A 15,978-nucleotide genomic window follows, 5' to 3' on the forward strand; every position below is an offset into this window, starting at 1 on the left:
GGGCCGATAAGCGATACCGTTGCCCACAACATGGCACGCAATGGTCTGCTGCAAGCAGCGCGTTGCAATGCCGACTTGCGCCTGCAGGTGCAATCGGCCATTCTTACCGTCGGTGCGTACCTTGTCGTCAGGCAGGAGGCTACGGCCGGGGTCATGATTGTCAGTTCGATCATGATGGGGCGTGCGCTGGCTCCGGTCGATCTGGCCATTTCAAGCTGGAAACCCTTCCTCATGGCGCGCCAGAGTTGGGCGCGGCTGGAGGACCTCATGGAAAAGGTTCCTGAAACCGCTCCTGTTGTGCCTATGCCTGCACCTGAACGCGAACTGCGCCTCGAAAGCGTGACAATTGTTCCGCCCGGCGAAAGCAAGCCGACCGTGACCGGCATTGCGTTTGCCATTCAGGCGGGAAGCGCACTCGGGGTCATCGGTCCATCGGGCTCGGGCAAGTCGACACTCTCGCGCGCCATCGTCGGCGCATGGACGCCGGTCGCCGGGAAGGTTCGCATCGACAGCGCAAGCCTCGATCAATGGGACCGGGAAGCACTAGGCCGTCATATCGGCTATCTGCCGCAAGGTGTTGAACTGTTCGACGGCACCATTGCCGAAAACATTGCTCGTTTTGAACATGATCCTGACCCTGAGGCTATTGTCGCCGCGGCGAAAGCAGCGGGCACGCACGAACTGATCCTCCGATTTGAGCACGGATACGAAACTCCGATTGGTGAGGNCCGGTCGCCGGGAAGGTTCGCATCGACAGCGCAAGCCTCGATCAATGGGACCGGGAAGCACTAGGCCGTCACATCGGCTATCTGCCACAAGGTGTTGAATTGTTCGATGGCACCATTGCCGAAAACATCGCTCGTTTTGAAGATGATCCTGACCCTGAGGCTATTGTCGCCGCGGCGAAAGCAGCGGGCACGCACGAACTGATCCTCCGATTTGAGCACGGATACGAAACTCCGATTGGTGAGGTCGGATCGGCACTTTCCGCCGGGCAGCGCCAGCTTATCGGTCTTGCCCGTGCCCTTTATCGAGACCCTTTCCTTGTTGTGCTGGATGAACCCAATATCCATCTCGACGCGGAAGGCGAAGCTGCAGTCGCTAAGGCGATCGCCTCTGTGCGCGAGCGCAAGGGCATTGCGGTTGTTGTCTGCCATCAGCCGAGCGTCATCCGCGCCGTGGATTTGGTGTTGGTGATGGAAGGTGGACGGCAGCGATCATTCGGTGCGCCTTCCAAAGTCCTGAAGGCCATCGAGTCTACACAGGATAACGTGGCAGAGCGCGCTGACATGGAGGATACCGGTGTCCGGCATTGATCAGAACAATGACGTTTCAAGCTCCATTCGCCGCCACCTGGTGGCGGGCTTTCTGGCGAGCGTGATCTTTGTGGGAGGAGCCGGAGCCTGGGCGAACTTCACGAATCTCTCCGGTGCGGTTGTAGCGTCCGGACACTTTGTCGTCGTTTCCTATGTCAAGAAGGTGCAGCACCCGACTGGCGGGGTGGTGGGAGAAATCCTGGTGCGCGAAGGCGATAAGGTAAAAGCCGGCGACATCCTCATGCGGCTCGATGCCACCCAGGCGCGCGCTAATCTCGCCATAGTCACCAAGCGGCTCGATGAGCTGGCCGCCTACCTAGCTCGACTCGATGCTGAGCGTGACGATCTCGCGGAAATCCCCTTCCCGGACTGGCTACTCGCCCGAAGAGATGTTCCGGACGTAGCTTCGGCAATAGATAGCGAGACGTTGCTGTTCGAATTCCGCAGGCAATCCCGCGACGGGAAGCAGGCGCAATTGGCGGAACGCATTACTCAATATCACCACGAGATCGAAGGACTCAAGGCGCAGGAAATTGCCTGTGAAAAAATGATCGAGGTTCTCCAAAAGGAAATTGCTGTTCTAAGTGGGCTGCGCAACCAAGGCATTGTCTCGGACCAACGGTTGAACAGCCTGAAGATCCAGGTTGCCACTTTCGGTGGCGAACGCGGTGAGAAGATCGCAGATCAGGCACAGACGGCAGCCCGCATAGCCGAAACGCGCCTGCAGATCCCGCAGATCGATCAGGATTTCAAGTCGGAAGTGGGCCAGGAGCTCAGAGAGGTTCAGGCGCAGGTCGGGGAGTATGTTGAGCGCAAGGTGGCGGTTGAACAGGAACTGCGGCGGATCGATATCGTCGCGCCGCAGTCAGGCACCATTCAACAACTCGCAATTCATACGGTCGGCGGAGTGATCACGCCCGCCGATCCGATCATGCTAATCGTGCCGGAAGGCGACGATCTTGCGCTTGAAGTACGAATCACCCCGAAGGACATCGACCAAATCCAGCTTGGTCACAAGGCCGTGCTGCGGATGTCAGCCTTCAATCTGAGAACCACGCCGATATTGAACGGATATGTCAGCCGGATCGCAGCCGATCTGGCGACGGATGAAAAAAACGGCATTTCGTACTACCTGGTGCGCCTGTCGGTTCCGCAGGCGGAACTGACGAAGCTCAAGGGCCTGACGCTCGTGCCCGGTATGCCGGCCGAAGCGATGGTCCAGACGGGTGAGCGTACGGCGCTTTCCTATTTCGTGAAGCCGCTGTCGGACCAAATCAGTCGGACATTCCGGGAGGAATGAAATAACCCACAGGAATCTATTGTTGCTATTTCTGTTGGTTGTCCGCATGCTATGTGCGTGGTAAGATCTGAAAGCACAGACATTTCCTACTTGCCTCTGGGCACCGCTTGTTTCTGTAATATTCAGCTGATGTTGCACCATGTTGCAACTGAGTATCCTTGGTTTCCAACGGTTTTTACTGGTGCGCGGCTGATGGACGCGACATGAAACGCGACATGAAAAACCCGCCACCAGCCGCAGCGGGCTGTTCGTTTCTCTTCTGCGGAATGAAAGTCAGTCAGTGCCGCGTGGCTGACATCGCCTCGAACATATCCCAAGCCGCATCTCGGTTTCGGTGCTTGCCGGGAATGGGGACCCAGCACTGCTTCGCAAAGATCCGAGCTTCTAGATCGTCAGGATGCGTATCGGTCACAAGCGCCGCCCAGTCCCACTTCCGGGCTTCGCGGCGCATCACGTCGACCACAAACCATCGCATGGCAGTTTCCTTCTGAACGAAAGATCATTGCCGTTCACTCAGCGGCCTGAAGTCAACGCCGACAGTCTGCAAGACGAGCAGCGCACGCGTGGCTGGCGAGGGCACCGTTTCCCATGTCGGGCTACAACTCTCGGTCATCGTAGCGGGAAATGGTAATGCGCCGCAAGAGTGTTGCAGGGCACGAGGGCTGTTTGGCGGTAGGGGTTGCGCTCGCGAGGGTAGATGTCGCGCATAAGCAGCAGACGTTCGAAGAACAGCCACTCACTGTAGGCTTGCAGCAGTTCCTCCTCGGAGGGCAGAGGCGCCGGTTGCGGCGAGACATGCGCCGCGGCCGCGCCTCTTATGGCCGGAATAGAGGCGATGGCACCGAGCAGGGCGCGGGAAAATCTTCTAAAGGGAAGGCAGCGGCCATAGCTTCGCCGGCCTCCAGAAGAGGGGTGTTAGGCATTTGGGTCTGCATTTGCGATAACGTTGCACTAATGGTATAAGGCTGCACGTATCGTACAGTCACTTTAATGTAAGGTTTAACTAAAATGACACTTTCGCCATCTCAATGCCGGGCAGCCCGGGCGCTTGTTGGATGGTCGCAGGATCAGCTGGCAGCGGCCTCCCAGGTGGCCAAGACGACCATTGCCAATTTCGAAGCTGGCAAGCGGACGCCATACGACCGCACGTTGGTCGACCTGCAGGCCGCTCTGGAGGCTGCCGGGGTTGAGCTCATTCCGCAGAATGGAGGAGGCGCCGGCGTGAGGCTCGCAAAGCCGTAGCCGGGCCGGCGCTTGCGTTCGCGCTCAACCGACGCGAAGCTGCCTTTTGAGGAACGGGAGGGCATACGTATGGCAATCAGATATCGGGCGACGACAACGATCCGGCTCAACACGGATGGCAAATGGGGTGCTTGGATGTTGATCGTGTCTCCGCTGGTGCAGGCGATTAGCTGGTACTACTATTTTGCGAAGCCGGACTATGGATGGCTCGGCCTTATTGCCCTCACCAGCGTGACAGTGCCCTGCGGCTTCGTGCTGCTACTGATCGGCCGCGACTATGACAGTATCGTAGACGAGACGAACTGACGCCTCGCCGATGGAGCGGCGCGATGCCCAAGGACAATACGTCTGGCATGCAGCGGGGGGAGGAAGACCTAGGCTGGCGCGTCCCGATGGGCTTTGCCGCGTCGCTCTGGCTGCATTCCTGCATAGAGCGGACGTTCAAAGACCTGGATATCGAGGATGACGCGGTGGCGCGCTGGCGGCCCTTCAATGGCAAGCAGTCCATCGTGATCGACCCCCATCGTTCGTTCGGTCAGCCGATCGCCTCCAAATATGGCGTCCCGACCGTGGCGCTTGCGCAAGCTGTAGAAGCCGAAGGATTTGTGGAAAAGGTGGCGCGCCTTTTCGATGTCTCAGCTACCGCTGTTAGAGACGCCATGAAATTCGAAGAGAGCCTTCAGAGTGCCGCGTGAAAGCCCTGGTCGACGAAAACCTGTCGCCCGCTCTCGCCCGTTCGCTAAATGCCCTGTTCGCCGGGGAGCATGAGATCGTCCATATCAGAGAGAAGTTCGGCCCCGGCGTGAAAGATGTGGCCTGGATCGCCCAGCTGAGCACGGAGGGGGCGTTGGATCGTCATCTCTGGCGATCGACGCATTACCCGGAACTCGCGGGCGGCGCGATGTTCGAACTTCCAATAAAGAGCACGCGCATCGAGCAACTGAAGGTGTAGTCTAAAGGCAATCGCTACACTTTCGCTTTCCGCCAGCCCGCCCACCACGCTTCCCATTGTGAGCAGAACCAGCGCTCTCCTCGAGCTGGGTTGACGCGCGTAGCAGAGTAATATTCCTGCCCCGGCATATGGTAGATATGCTCGCCGCGCTCGTTAATGTTGCCCTTGATATCGCAGCCCGCCTCGCGGACAGCCGCGTTGCTGGCCGACGAATCGCCGCCATGGTGAACGCGCGGCAGCTCGTGCCGATCGTCGCCGACTGCAAGATAGCCCGCGGAAGTCGCCCCGAGCATCACCAGAACGGCGGCGAGACGATAGCGGAAAAGCGAGCGCCACCAAGGCCGTCGCCTCTGCAACCTCCTGGCATGAACAGAATTGCCCATGATCCCTTCCCCGAGGCGAGAATGCATCGTCTGAAGCCGGGAGTCCAGTATCAGGCCGCAGCGCTGTACCCCGCTTCCTTGATGCGGCGCCCGCGACGCTCAGGCGCGAGACATGGTCGGCACGACCGCTTCCCTCCTGATGGTGGCGCTTGGCGCCTGGCCCTATCGCTCCCGTGAGAGTAGGCCAGGAGGTCAGGCAGCGTGGCATGTAGGACTATGGTCCGCGTTGCGGCGAACCCCATCAAGCGGAGATCGCCAATGGCCCAGAACCAAACCTTCCGAACAGCTGTCTCGGGCTGAAATCCGAGCGCTTTCTGGCGGCAGCCGAAGCGGCTGCAAAAGACCATCGTCGGGCCGCTTCTGCGATCGATTGCGCTCAGAAGACGGACCCCGTCAACTCCACAATACAAGTATTTGACCCGGAACATCAGTGGTCCCTTAAGCACTTCTCCACAAGCGGTACTTGTCCGGCTTGGCGCGTTTTGCTAATGAGTCCGTACAAACGGGGGTTTGGATAATGTCGAAACGCAATTTCCTGTCACCAATGGCCTTGTCGGCCACGATGATTCTCGGCGGCCAAGTTCAGGCTGCAGTCCTTGTCGAATCGGCAAATCAGCCTTCGACCAAGCTCGCTGAAGCTGGCACTGTCCCGGCGGACCTCGGCTACGGTGAGGTGCTAGATCGCTCAAATGGTACGGACGTTATCATGGCGTACCACACCAGCCATTCGAGCCATGCTAGTCACGGGTCTCACTGCTCTGGCTACAGCTATTGTTGATGGCGGACACCCCTCGTGAGAGCGAGCTCGTCCAGACTGCCCAAGTCAAGTTTGATCTGTCAGTCTTCAGCCTCGACTGTGTAAAGCGCGCAGCGTATCGGGTAACCGGCAACGCTGCGGTTGAGATCACGATCGAGGGCGGCTTCGCAGTATGCACGATCAACTTCAGCAAGGCGGCCGCGCGAACTTCGGCCGACGCAGCGGTAGAAAGACTGCGGCTAGAGGTCTTGGATCAGGACCTGCGTAGCAGCATCGCCGCCGAAACCGCCACTGTTAGAAACGCGATACTGGCGCTTGCGTTTTCCAGATCGGGCCTGCAGTCCGATGACTAAGTTTGCTCCGGCAACTGAGTTCCAACGACCGTTGGACGACACTTATCAGCTCGCGTACTTTCGTTTTTCCCAGTTGGACGACGAGCGGTATGTGCTGACCAACCAAGCGGGCGAATATCTGCTATTGCCGCGCGCCGTGCTGGCTTCGTTTATCAGGCACGAGCTTCCCAGCACACACCCCGCCTACTCCCGCCTGCGCAGCAGGCAGTTCCTCTTTGATGCATCCTCCAATATCGGCAAGGAGCTGCTGGCGCTGAAGGTTCGGACCAAGGCAAGAAGGCTTGAGAACTTCACATCGCTTCACATCATGGTCGTGTCTTTGCGGTGCGAGCACTCCTGCCCCTACTGTCAGGTATCTCGCCAAAGCGAAGATCGTTCAGCCTTCGATATGTCAGAGGAGACTGCCGAGAAGGCGTTGGCGCTCATTTTCCAGTCTCCAAGTCCGGCTATCAAGATCGAGTTCCAAGGCGGCGAGCCGCTCCTGAATTTCCTGTTGATCCAACACGTCGTGCATCGGGCTGAAGCGATCAACAAGGTCGCCGGGCGGTCGCTGCAATTCGTCATCACGACGAATCTCGCCGTCATCACCGACGAAATCTTGGAATTCTGTCGCGTGCACAGGATTCTAATTTCAACGTCGCTCGACGGAGCGGCCACTCTTCACAATGCCAATCGACCGCGCCCGGGAAAGAACAGCTACGAATTGGCTGTGGCAGGTATCCACAAGGCCAGACTGGCTCTCGGCCATGAACGCGTCAGCGCACTTATGACAACGACCAAAGCCAGTCTTCCACTGGCGCGCGAGATCATTGACGAATACGTGCGGCTAGATTTCCCCGGAATATTCCTTCGGCCGCTTTCCCCTTACGGCTTCGCGGTCAAGACGAAATCGTACGCAGCCTATGACGTGGACCGCTGGCTCGATTTCTACTTCGACGGGCTGAATTACATCCTGGAACTGAACCGTAACGGCATTCCTTTCAAGGAGTTTTACGCGGCCACCATCCTTACAAAGATGCTCACGCCTTTCGAGCCAGGATATGTGGATCTTATGAGCCCGGCAGGCATCGGTATCTCCGCCGTTGTCTATAACTATGACGCCAGCGTCTACGCGTCCGACGAAGCACGAATGTTGGCCGAAATGGGCGGCAAGACATTTCTGCTCGGGAATGTCCACGAAAACACCTATGGCGAGATTTTCGGGTCCGACGCTCTCCTCGATCCTATCGAGCAATCTTTTGCAGGCTCCGTACCGATGTGCGCCGACTGCGCTTACGAGCCGTTCTGTGGCTCCGATCCAGTATTCCATACCGCAACGCAGGGCGACTTTGTTGGCCTCAAAACGCGGTCGGGATTCTGCAATCGCAATATGTCGATCTTCAAGAGGCTGATCGACCTTATGGAGAGGGACGTTACCGCCCGAGAACTCTTTCTAAGTTGGGCGAATTAGGATGTTGCGACTGAGTGGCTTCGCTGTGTCAGCAAGCGTCGGTGATTTCTCACAGCGAGTGGCACTTAGGCTCGTGACGGGCCAAGCTGACCAAGCGCCTAACCGAGAACATGATGCGTATCTTTTCAAGGGGCAGACGTTTCATCCTGAATGCCAGTGGGTTGTCACCTTTGAGGAGCATCGGCCGGAAGCTGAGCGACTGTTTTCAGACCGACGACTAGTCGTTCTGCCCCACGAGTTCGACTACCTTAGCGAAGGAGACGTCATCCGCTTTGTGCCGGATCGAAAGGCAGTGCGTGTCCTGTTCAGAAAGGATGCCAACGCGAACTATTTCCTCGTAACGGAGCGGTGCAACCACCTGTGTTTGATGTGCTCCCAGCCACCCAAAGACGTTGATGATCGCTGGTTGGCGAGGGAGATTTTGGATGTGCTGCCCCTGCTGCCCGTAACGACCCCGTTTCTCGGGATCACTGGCGGTGAGCCAACGCTGGTGGGTGAGGACTTTTTTGACATTTTGTCATCAGCTCGTGACCACCTTCCGTCTACGCCGGTTCATATTCTTTCCAATGGCCGGACGTTCAAGGATCGGCAATTCGCAGAGCGCTATCAAGGGATTGGACATCCTCGTCTTTCGGTCGGCATACCGATCTATTCCGCCGACCCGGAAGTTCACGACTACGTGGTTCAGTCCAAAGGCGCCTTCGATGAGACCATCCGCGGGATCATGAACCTGAAGGCCGTCGGGGCTGAGGTTGAGATACGAGTTGTCGTTCACAAGCAGACCTATGAAGGTCTCGTCGACCTGTCAGATTTCATTTTTAGAAACCTCACCTTCGTAGACCACGTGACGTTTATGGGACTGGAGATCACTGGCTTCACAAGGGCAAATATGGATAAGCTCTGGATGGACCCGTACGACTATCGAAGTGAGTTGCGGGCGGCTGTGCAATATCTGGCTGCGGCTAGGATCAATGTTTCAGTCTACAATCACCAGCTCTGTCTTCTTGATGGCTCTATCCACAAGTATGCAAAGCGGTCGATTAGTGACTGGAAAAATGCGTACTTGAACGAGTGCACAAGCTGCTCCAAGCGCGCCGAATGTGGTGGCTTCTTTTCATCTAGCCACCTTGCACGAAGCTCCCATATCTCGGCGTTTCAAACAAAATAGAACATCAGATTGGTTGAAAATTACGAAAGCCGTTCGCCCGGTGGGATAACCTAGCCTAAATCTTAGAAATACAATCTCTGCGCTGCTGACTCGGATAGCGATTGGAGAGAATATGACCTTCGATTTTAAAAATGCGTCCAAGGCGGAGCTTCGAATTGAGTATAAACGTATCGCCGATGAAATCGGCGACGATCAATTTTTTACAAAGAAAGAGCTAAATCACCTTCCGGAGATTCTTTCAGACGGTGAGCAGGTATTGGCATTCACTTCTGGGCTCATGGACGGCGACACGTGGCTCATCACCCTGACAGACCGACGTATCATCTTTCTCGACAAAGGAATGATCTACGGCCTGAAGCAGGCCAGCATAGGCCTTGACAAGGTAAATGCTGTTAGCGGCAAAACGGGGCTCATCTTTGGTTCGATCACCATCGAAGACGGAGCTTCGCAGCGGCACATCAGCAACGTTTGGAAGAAGACTGTTGTCAAATTCGTCAATAAGGTTAGGGATGCACTGGAGCAGAGAAGGCAGCCAGCTCCAGTCTACAATCAACCGCAGGGTACCGACGTGGTGTCAATGCTTGAGCGTCTCGGCGCTTTGAAGGCGACCGGAATCATCACAGATCAAGAATTCGAACAGCAAAAAAGAAAAATACTGGCAGGATAATGGAATTTACAGGGGTCGTTGTCGGGATTATACTCTTCATCTCTATTTATTTTTGCGTCGGTATTACCCTGCGCTTCATTTGGGAGTGGTGGATACTCGTTATGTCGACCCCATCGCTTTTTGCGGCAGCTCTGCTGTACGGGTGGATTGGTGCACTTGTATCCATAAGCCTTTGGGCCTGGACGCTTACCTTGAACAACTCGTGGCACTCGAGTGCGGTGTATTTCAGAGGCGCAGATTGGCTTGATAGGCGGTTTAACTTCAAGGATACCTAGCCGCTGCGGTTCCTCGCGCCCAGAGCCGTTATGACTGTTGGCGGGGCTTTAGTGTTTTTATCGAGGAAATTCAATGAAAGTAAACGTCATCGGATTGACGGCAGCATTTCTACTCGGCTGCACCGCTTCCGCATACGCTGATTGCTTGGGTGAAAGCGACTACAGGGTCTGCACAGATTCCTATTCCGGCAAAAATGGGGATCAACATGTGAGATCGTACGATACCGAAGGAATAACTATTCGATTGACACCGAAACTCTTCGCTTTCCGAACGGAGGCCAAGAGGTCACCAGTAGCGATAGCGAAGGAAACTCCTACTCCATTCGCTCCTGGACAGACAGCACCGGAACTCATTCCGTGGACACTGAAGGCAACGAATGCACCATCACGCCATCAGGTACGATGATGGGATGCGGGGAATAGGTGCGATGCGATGAAGAAGTTCGGCGTCTTTGGCTGCACTGGTTGCGTAGCCGCCATTATGATAGGGTGGCTGCTCGGTGTGCGCATATTGGTAGTTCAACCGATCGGAGCCATTCCTGAGGGTGTAACTGCCATAGTATATGGGGTTCCGGATCTGCATCTCGTTGACAGTCCGGATGCCATCTGCCAACGAACCCAAGGGGGCGTCAGTCTCCTATGTAGAGGAATGACAGCTGCGGCAATTGCCAACCACGGCAAGATCCTTGCTCGGCTACCCTACAGCGAGATGCTTTTTCGTCTTAGCGGCGCTCCCGTTCTTGACCGGTAAGCCGGACGGCTTTCGATTTGCGCATATGTTGTTGTTGCACATCAGGGTATACTTGGAAGTGACACCAAAGCGTCGGGTTCAGCAGGGTTGCGCTGGGCAGCCCGGTCAGCGTCCGACACTTGCGGACGCTCCGTTATAAGACATTCCCTCTTCCTCTCGGGGGCGCGCGCGCCACTGTTCGACCCGCTCGTCGACCCATCCTACGAATGGAGGCCAGGACTTCGACTTGCTGGCCGTTTATGGACCGGCCGCTGGGTTGCTTTTCGGCATCGGCACACCAAGAAGCTTTGGACGCCTACGAGGTAGTGGCAGCTCGCTGAAGCGCCTAGCTCGCCTAATCACTTCGGATAAGATCGTGGTAAAGCGAGAGATATACGAAGCTCCGCCAAACGGGGGGTGCGGCTCGCAGCAGCAACAAATTTGCGTCAGGCTTCACGGAAGCTCTTGAAAAGATATGCCGAGCGCAAAGACCATACCCAGCCGTGGGACATGGCCGGTGCAGTTGGGGGTGCTTGTGGGGCTTAACCGCACCGGCCACTGCGGGAAGATATAGGGACCCCCACTCCTCTGCCTAAGATATAGGCATATTATCAAGCGAGCAAATTATCTCGCAATGCCACCTTGAAGGCTCAACCGCGAAGCCAACTTAATTCCGAGAGAGCGGACGGAACTGGTGAGCGCTTTGTCGAACCCCGGAAGCAGTGAGCATCTTTGGGCATTGGACCTTGCCGACCTGCGCAAGGAGTTTGGAAAGTTTCGTCAAGAGCGCGGGACAACGCCCCTTGAGTGGGACGAGCACACCAAGCTGTTCCTTGAAGAACGACGGGAACGCCGCCGGGAACCGGATTTGTCCGAGCCGTTGGGGAATGGCTAGGCTAGCGTCGCGATCATCATTCACCTTCCGGCGTGGGGGTCTTGTTGTCAGCCCGTCGAACGCATGCACACACACCCCCCGGAACTTTTGCCGGGTCGCCGTGTTCGTTGGTGATGACGAAAATTGTTGACCTTGGACCGCCTAAGCCCGGCAAGCCACATGACGCTGACTGGCCGGAGCATTTCCATGCGTGCCCCATCTGCGGCCAGCAGGTAGACCGACACGACTTCCGGCAGGTGATGTGGCACGAGCAGCCCGATCACGAGCCGCTCGATCTCAACCAATAAAAAGCCTGCCGCCCTTCCGGCCGCGCGGGCGGACGACAGAGACGTCACACCGCAAGCCTCACCAGCAATGGAACAATCGGCCATCACCGTCGCGGCCCTGAGGGTACCCAGCCGCAGGAGGGTCCTAAAGCCGCACAACCTTGTCGAGATGCAGGCGTATCCGCTGGCCTTCTGCGAAGGCCAGTGCGAACGATTCCAGGGCGAATGAGCGTGTAATTTCCTGGTCAGTTTCAATGATGCGGACGACCCATTCGCCACTGGCTCCGACCACTTCCACGCAAGGCGCGGCCTTGCAGATTGGCACCACGTTGCCCATCACGTCCTCCCTACGAAAAGCAATGGCGAGTCGACTTAAAACCGTCGTAGCCGGTTGATCAATAACAATTGCTTGTTCGGATCGGACGAACCAACCTGGATGGGCAATACGACCGGGGGCTAATGCCACTTCGGTCAGGCGAACCCTCCGGGGAACCTACCGTGAGATAACCTCTGCTTCAGGTCGTTGGCATTCAGGATGGCGGCCAGCTCTTCGGCATACTCCATGTCGGGAAGGTCGACAGATGGGTGGCCCGCTACAATAGCCGGGAGCCCGGTGAACACGTCGAATACCGTCCACGTCCCATCCGGTTCCTGCCTTTCGTCGTACCGCAGAGTTGCCATGAGGGGATCATATAGTCACCCTTAGGTGTTGGGAATATTTGGTCCACGGAGGCTCGCGATCCGGAGCGCTGATTTCGCCGCTTTGAAGATTGCCGATCTCGTCGACAGAGATCAGGCCGCTCAATCTGCGATCGAACTTTATGGGATGGAAGCACCGACCGCCGTGGCGCACTGCGCTTTGGAGGCGCATTTCGACGGTCGACCAGATGACTACCGCTTTTGGTGCGATGTCTTTCACCAACTGAGAAAACCAAACTGACGGAACTTTGCCGCAGCATCTTGTTCGGTCGCGCATGGCTAGAATAGCCGACCTTGGACCGCCTATCCCCGGCAAGCCACACCAACCGCAGGACTGTGACGATCGATTTCACGCATGCCCGATCTGCGGTCAGCAGGTCGACAAACGCGATTTCCGCCAGGTGATGTGGCACGAGCAACCAGATCACGATCCAATTGAACTGGATCAGTGAGGCAGGAACAACTTGGCAGCCTTCAGGGCCACGTCACACTAGGAATGAAAGCGCGGGCCGGACCCTTTGCCGCCGGCCGGCAGCGGTAAGGCATCCTCACGAGCGCTGCGGTGGACCAACTTTTCCATTTACGCGTTGTTCCTAAAGCAAATGAAAGGTCATGTCCCATCAGGTGGTGTAGCTCGGCGGTAGCGAAGCCGCTCACGAGCGCGCCGTTAGCAGCGCTGTAGCGAGCGAGCGGCGTGTGGGTGGTCATCGGCGCTTTCCGGTAGGGTTTGGTTGTTGACGCCAACCCATTTCGGAAGGACCACCGATGACCGACGACATGATGAACCTGCGCACTCGTGGAGAAGACCCCGGAGCCGATCTGCTGCGGGAGATGATCGGGCTTTGCCGCCGAGCGACTGATGGAAATGGAGGTGGGCGCGGCCACCGGCGCCAGCTATGGCGAGAAGAACCCGCTGCGGCTCGCCCAGCGCAATGGCTACCGCGACCGGGACTGGGAGACGCGGGCCGGCACGGTCGAGCTGCGCATCCCGAAGCTCAGGAAGGGAAGCTACTTCCCAGGTTTCCTCGAACCGCGCCGCATGGCCGAGAAGGCGCTAACCGCCGTCATCCAGGAAGCTCATGTGCAAGGCATCTCGACCCGGTCGGTTGACGACCTGGTCCATGGGTATGAGCGGCATATCCAAGAGCCAGGTCTCGCGGCTGTGCGAGGAGAGGCGCGGGTCCAGTGTCTTGGCGGGCGCGATCGACGACCTCATTATCGACCTGTCGACGCTATCATTCGTCGCCGATGCTTACGGAGACCGNCTTGGCGGGCGCGATCGACGACCTCATTATCGACCTGTCGACGCTATCATTCGTCGCCGATGCTTACGGAGACCGCATCGCGAAGGCGGCGCGCATGCTGGCTCGAAAAAGACTATTGAAGATCAAGTTGCTCGCACCTCGTCAGAGCATCGGAGCGGCCAGCTAGAGATTGGTGGTCGCTACGAAAAACGTGTCGACCTGCTCGGTGCTCCGAGCGCATCGAAACCTCTCGCCATCATCGGTTCCGTACGGACGAAGAGCCGCCTGACCCTGCGACCAGATGAAAGCTTGGACTTGCGGCAGACCGCAAGCAGTTGGAGCTTGAATTGNAAGAGCCGCCTGACCCTGCGACCAGATGAAAGCTTGGACTTGCGGCAGACCGCAAGCAGTTGGAGCTTGAATTGCCGACACACTCTCAGGAACCGTTGCCGGGATCGCACTCCATTGGTCGTCGGCCCAGATCCGGCGCGCGTCGCTTAAGGTGCCGGTCGAATATGGCCAGCTTCGCTTCGTAGCCGATCCGCACTCTGGACCTGCAGCTATCGCAGCTGAAACCGGCAATCGTTTTCAGCCAGGATCCCCTTCTCACCATTGGGCACGAACAGGAGGGGCATTGGAATTCTATCGGTACGTCGCGCAGTTCATTTGATAGAGGCACTGTGCATGTTCTCCTCAGCGGCACGGCCACTGCAACAAAGTAGNCGTCGCGCAGTTCATTTGATAGAGGCACTGTGCATGTTCTCCTCAGCGGCACGGCCACTGCAACAAAGTAGAAGGAGAAATGTTTCCGGCTTCGGCCATTTGCGCGAGAGAATCGGACCTAAGTCTAAATGGTGAGCGGCCCAGAAACCTATTTCCCTTGCTATCGGCCTTTGCGTCGGAAATTGAACGGCAATAGCGAGGGTGATCGAAGGCGGCCCCGGGCGTGAGGCTGGCAAGTGGGGCCAAGACGGCGGCGGTAAAGCGGAGCCTGTGGCGATCAAATAACCGGTTCGCCTAGAATCTCCTTTACCCAGCTCATAGTTCTCAGCCCGTATGCCATTCCGGCGCAGTCGGCAAACCAGTCGAAGACACTCATGTCACGCCCTGTGACGCATTGAAGGATTTCNGTATGCCATTCCGGCGCAGTCGGCAAACCAGTCGAAGACACTCATGTCACGCCCTGTGACGCATTGAAGGATTTCAATCGCTGCGCCCGTTAAAGCAAGTAGAACCGCCAGCCGGACCACCTGTTGGGGCCAGCCGAGGCTACCCAAAGCCGACAAGGTGGCGAACGCGGCGGCGTGGTTGAGCTTGTCGTGATGAGACGTAAAGGCCAATCCGAGGGCGTGCAGCAGGTGGTCTGGCAATAGCGCGAGCAGCAGGACGACTGCCAACGTGGAGAGAAAGGCAGCCCTTGCCATGCTCTGATGAAAGCTGGACCGCGGCAATCTATTCGCAGCACTCCCGGTTCCTAGTTCTCGCTTCTCATACTGGTGCACTAGGAAGGGCTCCAACCTGCATCTGAGCTATGAGCGCGAACAACTGGCATGCTTAACAGGCCTCCTGATGTCATCAGGAAGTTCCATGAAACAGCCTATGTCACTCTGGATGGTTCCGTAGGGCGCTGCGAATGTCGCCCTCCATTGTGATGAGGCCGAGGGTTTCCTGCCGAAAAGGCGCGGCGGAATAGGCGAGCCATTGGTACCGCTTGCGCCCAGGTGCGATGCGTATCGTGCCGGGCACGGCTGGGCTGGAGCGGAACTCTTTCCAGCCTTGGCCCGGCTGTCTTTTGCACCCTGATGTTGGGCAGCCGGGCCGACTCCCTTCTGAATTCAATTATCGTCGGCGTGGCGGCTAACAGACGAAACCGTTATTTAGTCTGGTCGTCCCTGCCTTGGTGATCTCGCCTTTACAGATTCCAGTCCTGGACGCTAAGCCAGCAGCGGCCACTCGCTGCTGTCCAATCAACAAGCCCCAAACATCAGGTCGCGCTTATATACAAAAAAGCCGGCCACCTTTCGGCAGCCGGCCAGTGCAAACAAGGAAGGGAACGTTGCACTGATGGGGCAGTGCACCGTCCGAAGCGTTTTCAGGCGACAATGTTCCACCGATGAGAGAACAAAGAAGGCTTCACCGCCAGCGCACATCCCCTTAGCCGCGCTGTGTTGCCGTCGCCTAGTGTCTAAAGGCCTTTAACCAGCCACGGATCGGTGTCGTATCCGAGGCGCGGCTTTTCCGGCGTTCCACCGGCCGGCAATTTGGCGGTTCCGGTCGGCCT

At 57.3% G+C, this 15,978-nt stretch carries 15 protein-coding genes and 3 pseudogenes; 13 read left to right on the plus strand and 5 right to left on the minus strand.

Annotation, left to right across the window (positions count from 1 at the left end):
• The 3 genes and pseudogenes from X733_RS137065 to X733_RS137055 form a co-directional block, all read left to right on the plus strand.
• A pseudogene (locus tag X733_RS137065) lies at positions 1 to 726 on the plus strand (ATP-binding cassette domain-containing protein); the annotation flags it as partial.
• Between the two features lie 23 nt (positions 727 to 749).
• Positions 750 to 1,316 (plus strand): ATP-binding cassette domain-containing protein, encoded by a 567-nt coding sequence (locus X733_RS1000000169120; RefSeq protein WP_081732486.1) that lies wholly within the window; start codon positions 750 to 752, stop codon positions 1,314 to 1,316.
• Positions 1,303 to 2,616 carry an HlyD family type I secretion periplasmic adaptor subunit gene (locus X733_RS137055; protein WP_023724595.1) on the plus strand — a complete coding sequence of 438 codons (1,314 nt, stop codon included), beginning with the start codon at positions 1,303 to 1,305 and terminating at the stop codon, positions 2,614 to 2,616. Before X733_RS1000000169120 ends, X733_RS137055 begins: the two co-directional genes overlap by 14 nt.
• Positions 2,617 to 2,893: 277 nt before the next feature.
• Here the strand turns inward: X733_RS137055 and X733_RS137050 are convergent, their stop codons facing one another.
• Entirely contained in the window at positions 2,894 to 3,091 is a 198-nt protein-coding gene (locus X733_RS137050; RefSeq protein WP_023750022.1) for a hypothetical protein, read from the minus strand.
• Positions 3,092 to 3,624: 533 nt separating this feature from the next.
• Here X733_RS137050 and X733_RS0136250 point away from each other — a divergent pair.
• The 4 genes and pseudogenes from X733_RS0136250 to X733_RS01000000166910 all read left to right on the plus strand — a co-directional run.
• Positions 3,625 to 3,852 (plus strand): annotated as a pseudogene (locus tag X733_RS0136250) (helix-turn-helix transcriptional regulator); the annotation flags it as partial.
• Between the two features lie 75 nt (positions 3,853 to 3,927).
• Positions 3,928 to 4,164, plus strand: coding sequence for a hypothetical protein (locus X733_RS137045; protein ID WP_023672248.1), 237 nt, complete (start codon positions 3,928 to 3,930; stop codon positions 4,162 to 4,164).
• Positions 4,165 to 4,187: 23 nt separating this feature from the next.
• Complete coding sequence (locus X733_RS137040; protein WP_023672249.1) at positions 4,188 to 4,553, plus strand: hypothetical protein; 366 nt, start codon at positions 4,188 to 4,190, stop codon at positions 4,551 to 4,553.
• Positions 4,550 to 4,810, plus strand: coding sequence for a hypothetical protein (locus X733_RS01000000166910; protein ID WP_023672250.1), 261 nt, complete (start codon positions 4,550 to 4,552; stop codon positions 4,808 to 4,810). The genes X733_RS137040 and X733_RS01000000166910 overlap by 4 nt, the downstream gene beginning before the upstream one ends.
• Positions 4,811 to 4,824: 14 nt before the next feature.
• Here the strand turns inward: X733_RS01000000166910 and X733_RS0136255 are convergent, their stop codons facing one another.
• Positions 4,825 to 5,193, minus strand: coding sequence for a hypothetical protein (locus tag X733_RS0136255; protein WP_023750018.1), 369 nt, complete (start codon positions 5,191 to 5,193; stop codon positions 4,825 to 4,827).
• Positions 5,194 to 5,970: 777 nt separating this feature from the next.
• Between X733_RS0136255 and hxsD the strand changes: the two genes are divergently transcribed.
• The 4 genes from hxsD (at position 5,971) to X733_RS137015 (ending at position 9,588) form a co-directional block, all read left to right on the plus strand.
• On the plus strand, positions 5,971 to 6,303 hold the full coding sequence (hxsD, locus tag X733_RS137030; protein WP_023672253.1) for a His-Xaa-Ser system protein HxsD: 333 nt from the start codon (positions 5,971 to 5,973) through the stop codon (positions 6,301 to 6,303).
• Positions 6,304 to 6,334: 31 nt separating this feature from the next.
• Positions 6,335 to 7,753 carry a His-Xaa-Ser system radical SAM maturase HxsB gene (gene hxsB, locus X733_RS137025; RefSeq protein WP_196813798.1) on the plus strand — a complete coding sequence of 473 codons (1,419 nt, stop codon included), beginning with the start codon at positions 6,335 to 6,337 and terminating at the stop codon, positions 7,751 to 7,753.
• A gap of 1 nt (position 7,754) precedes the next feature.
• Positions 7,755 to 8,921, plus strand: coding sequence for a His-Xaa-Ser system radical SAM maturase HxsC (gene hxsC / locus X733_RS137020; RefSeq protein ID WP_050588172.1), 1,167 nt, complete (start codon positions 7,755 to 7,757; stop codon positions 8,919 to 8,921).
• 112 nt (positions 8,922 to 9,033) lie between these two features.
• Positions 9,034 to 9,588, plus strand: coding sequence for a PH domain-containing protein (locus X733_RS137015; RefSeq protein ID WP_023706350.1), 555 nt, complete (start codon positions 9,034 to 9,036; stop codon positions 9,586 to 9,588).
• A gap of 2,311 nt (positions 9,589 to 11,899) precedes the next feature.
• On the opposite strand, the gene X733_RS137005 is transcribed toward X733_RS137015, so the two are convergent.
• Together X733_RS137005 and X733_RS137000 are read right to left on the minus strand one after the other, a co-directional pair.
• Positions 11,900 to 12,091 carry a hypothetical protein gene (locus X733_RS137005; RefSeq protein ID WP_023672259.1) on the minus strand — a complete coding sequence of 64 codons (192 nt, stop codon included), beginning with the start codon at positions 12,089 to 12,091 and terminating at the stop codon, positions 11,900 to 11,902.
• Between the two features lie 134 nt (positions 12,092 to 12,225).
• Positions 12,226 to 12,435: a hypothetical protein gene (locus X733_RS137000; RefSeq protein WP_023672260.1), complete on the minus strand. Its 210-nt coding sequence runs from the start codon at positions 12,433 to 12,435 to the stop codon at positions 12,226 to 12,228.
• 783 nt (positions 12,436 to 13,218) lie between these two features.
• On the opposite strand from X733_RS137000, the pseudogene X733_RS1000000169140 reads away from it, so the two are divergent.
• Together X733_RS1000000169140 and X733_RS1000000170420 are read left to right on the plus strand one after the other, a co-directional pair.
• Positions 13,219 to 13,625 (plus strand): annotated as a pseudogene (locus X733_RS1000000169140) (transposase); the annotation flags it as partial.
• A gap of 94 nt (positions 13,626 to 13,719) precedes the next feature.
• Positions 13,720 to 13,884, plus strand: coding sequence for a hypothetical protein (locus tag X733_RS1000000170420; protein ID WP_196813799.1), 165 nt, complete (start codon positions 13,720 to 13,722; stop codon positions 13,882 to 13,884).
• 913 nt (positions 13,885 to 14,797) lie between these two features.
• Here X733_RS1000000170420 and X733_RS136990 read toward each other — a convergent pair.
• Entirely contained in the window at positions 14,798 to 15,121 is a 324-nt protein-coding gene (locus X733_RS136990) for a VanZ family protein (RefSeq protein WP_023820372.1), read from the minus strand.
• Positions 15,122 to 15,978 lie beyond the last annotated feature (857 nt).

Origin of the sequence: Mesorhizobium sp. L2C066B000 (assembly GCF_000502335.1) — a bacterium.
Taxonomy (GTDB): domain Bacteria; phylum Pseudomonadota; class Alphaproteobacteria; order Rhizobiales; family Rhizobiaceae; genus Mesorhizobium.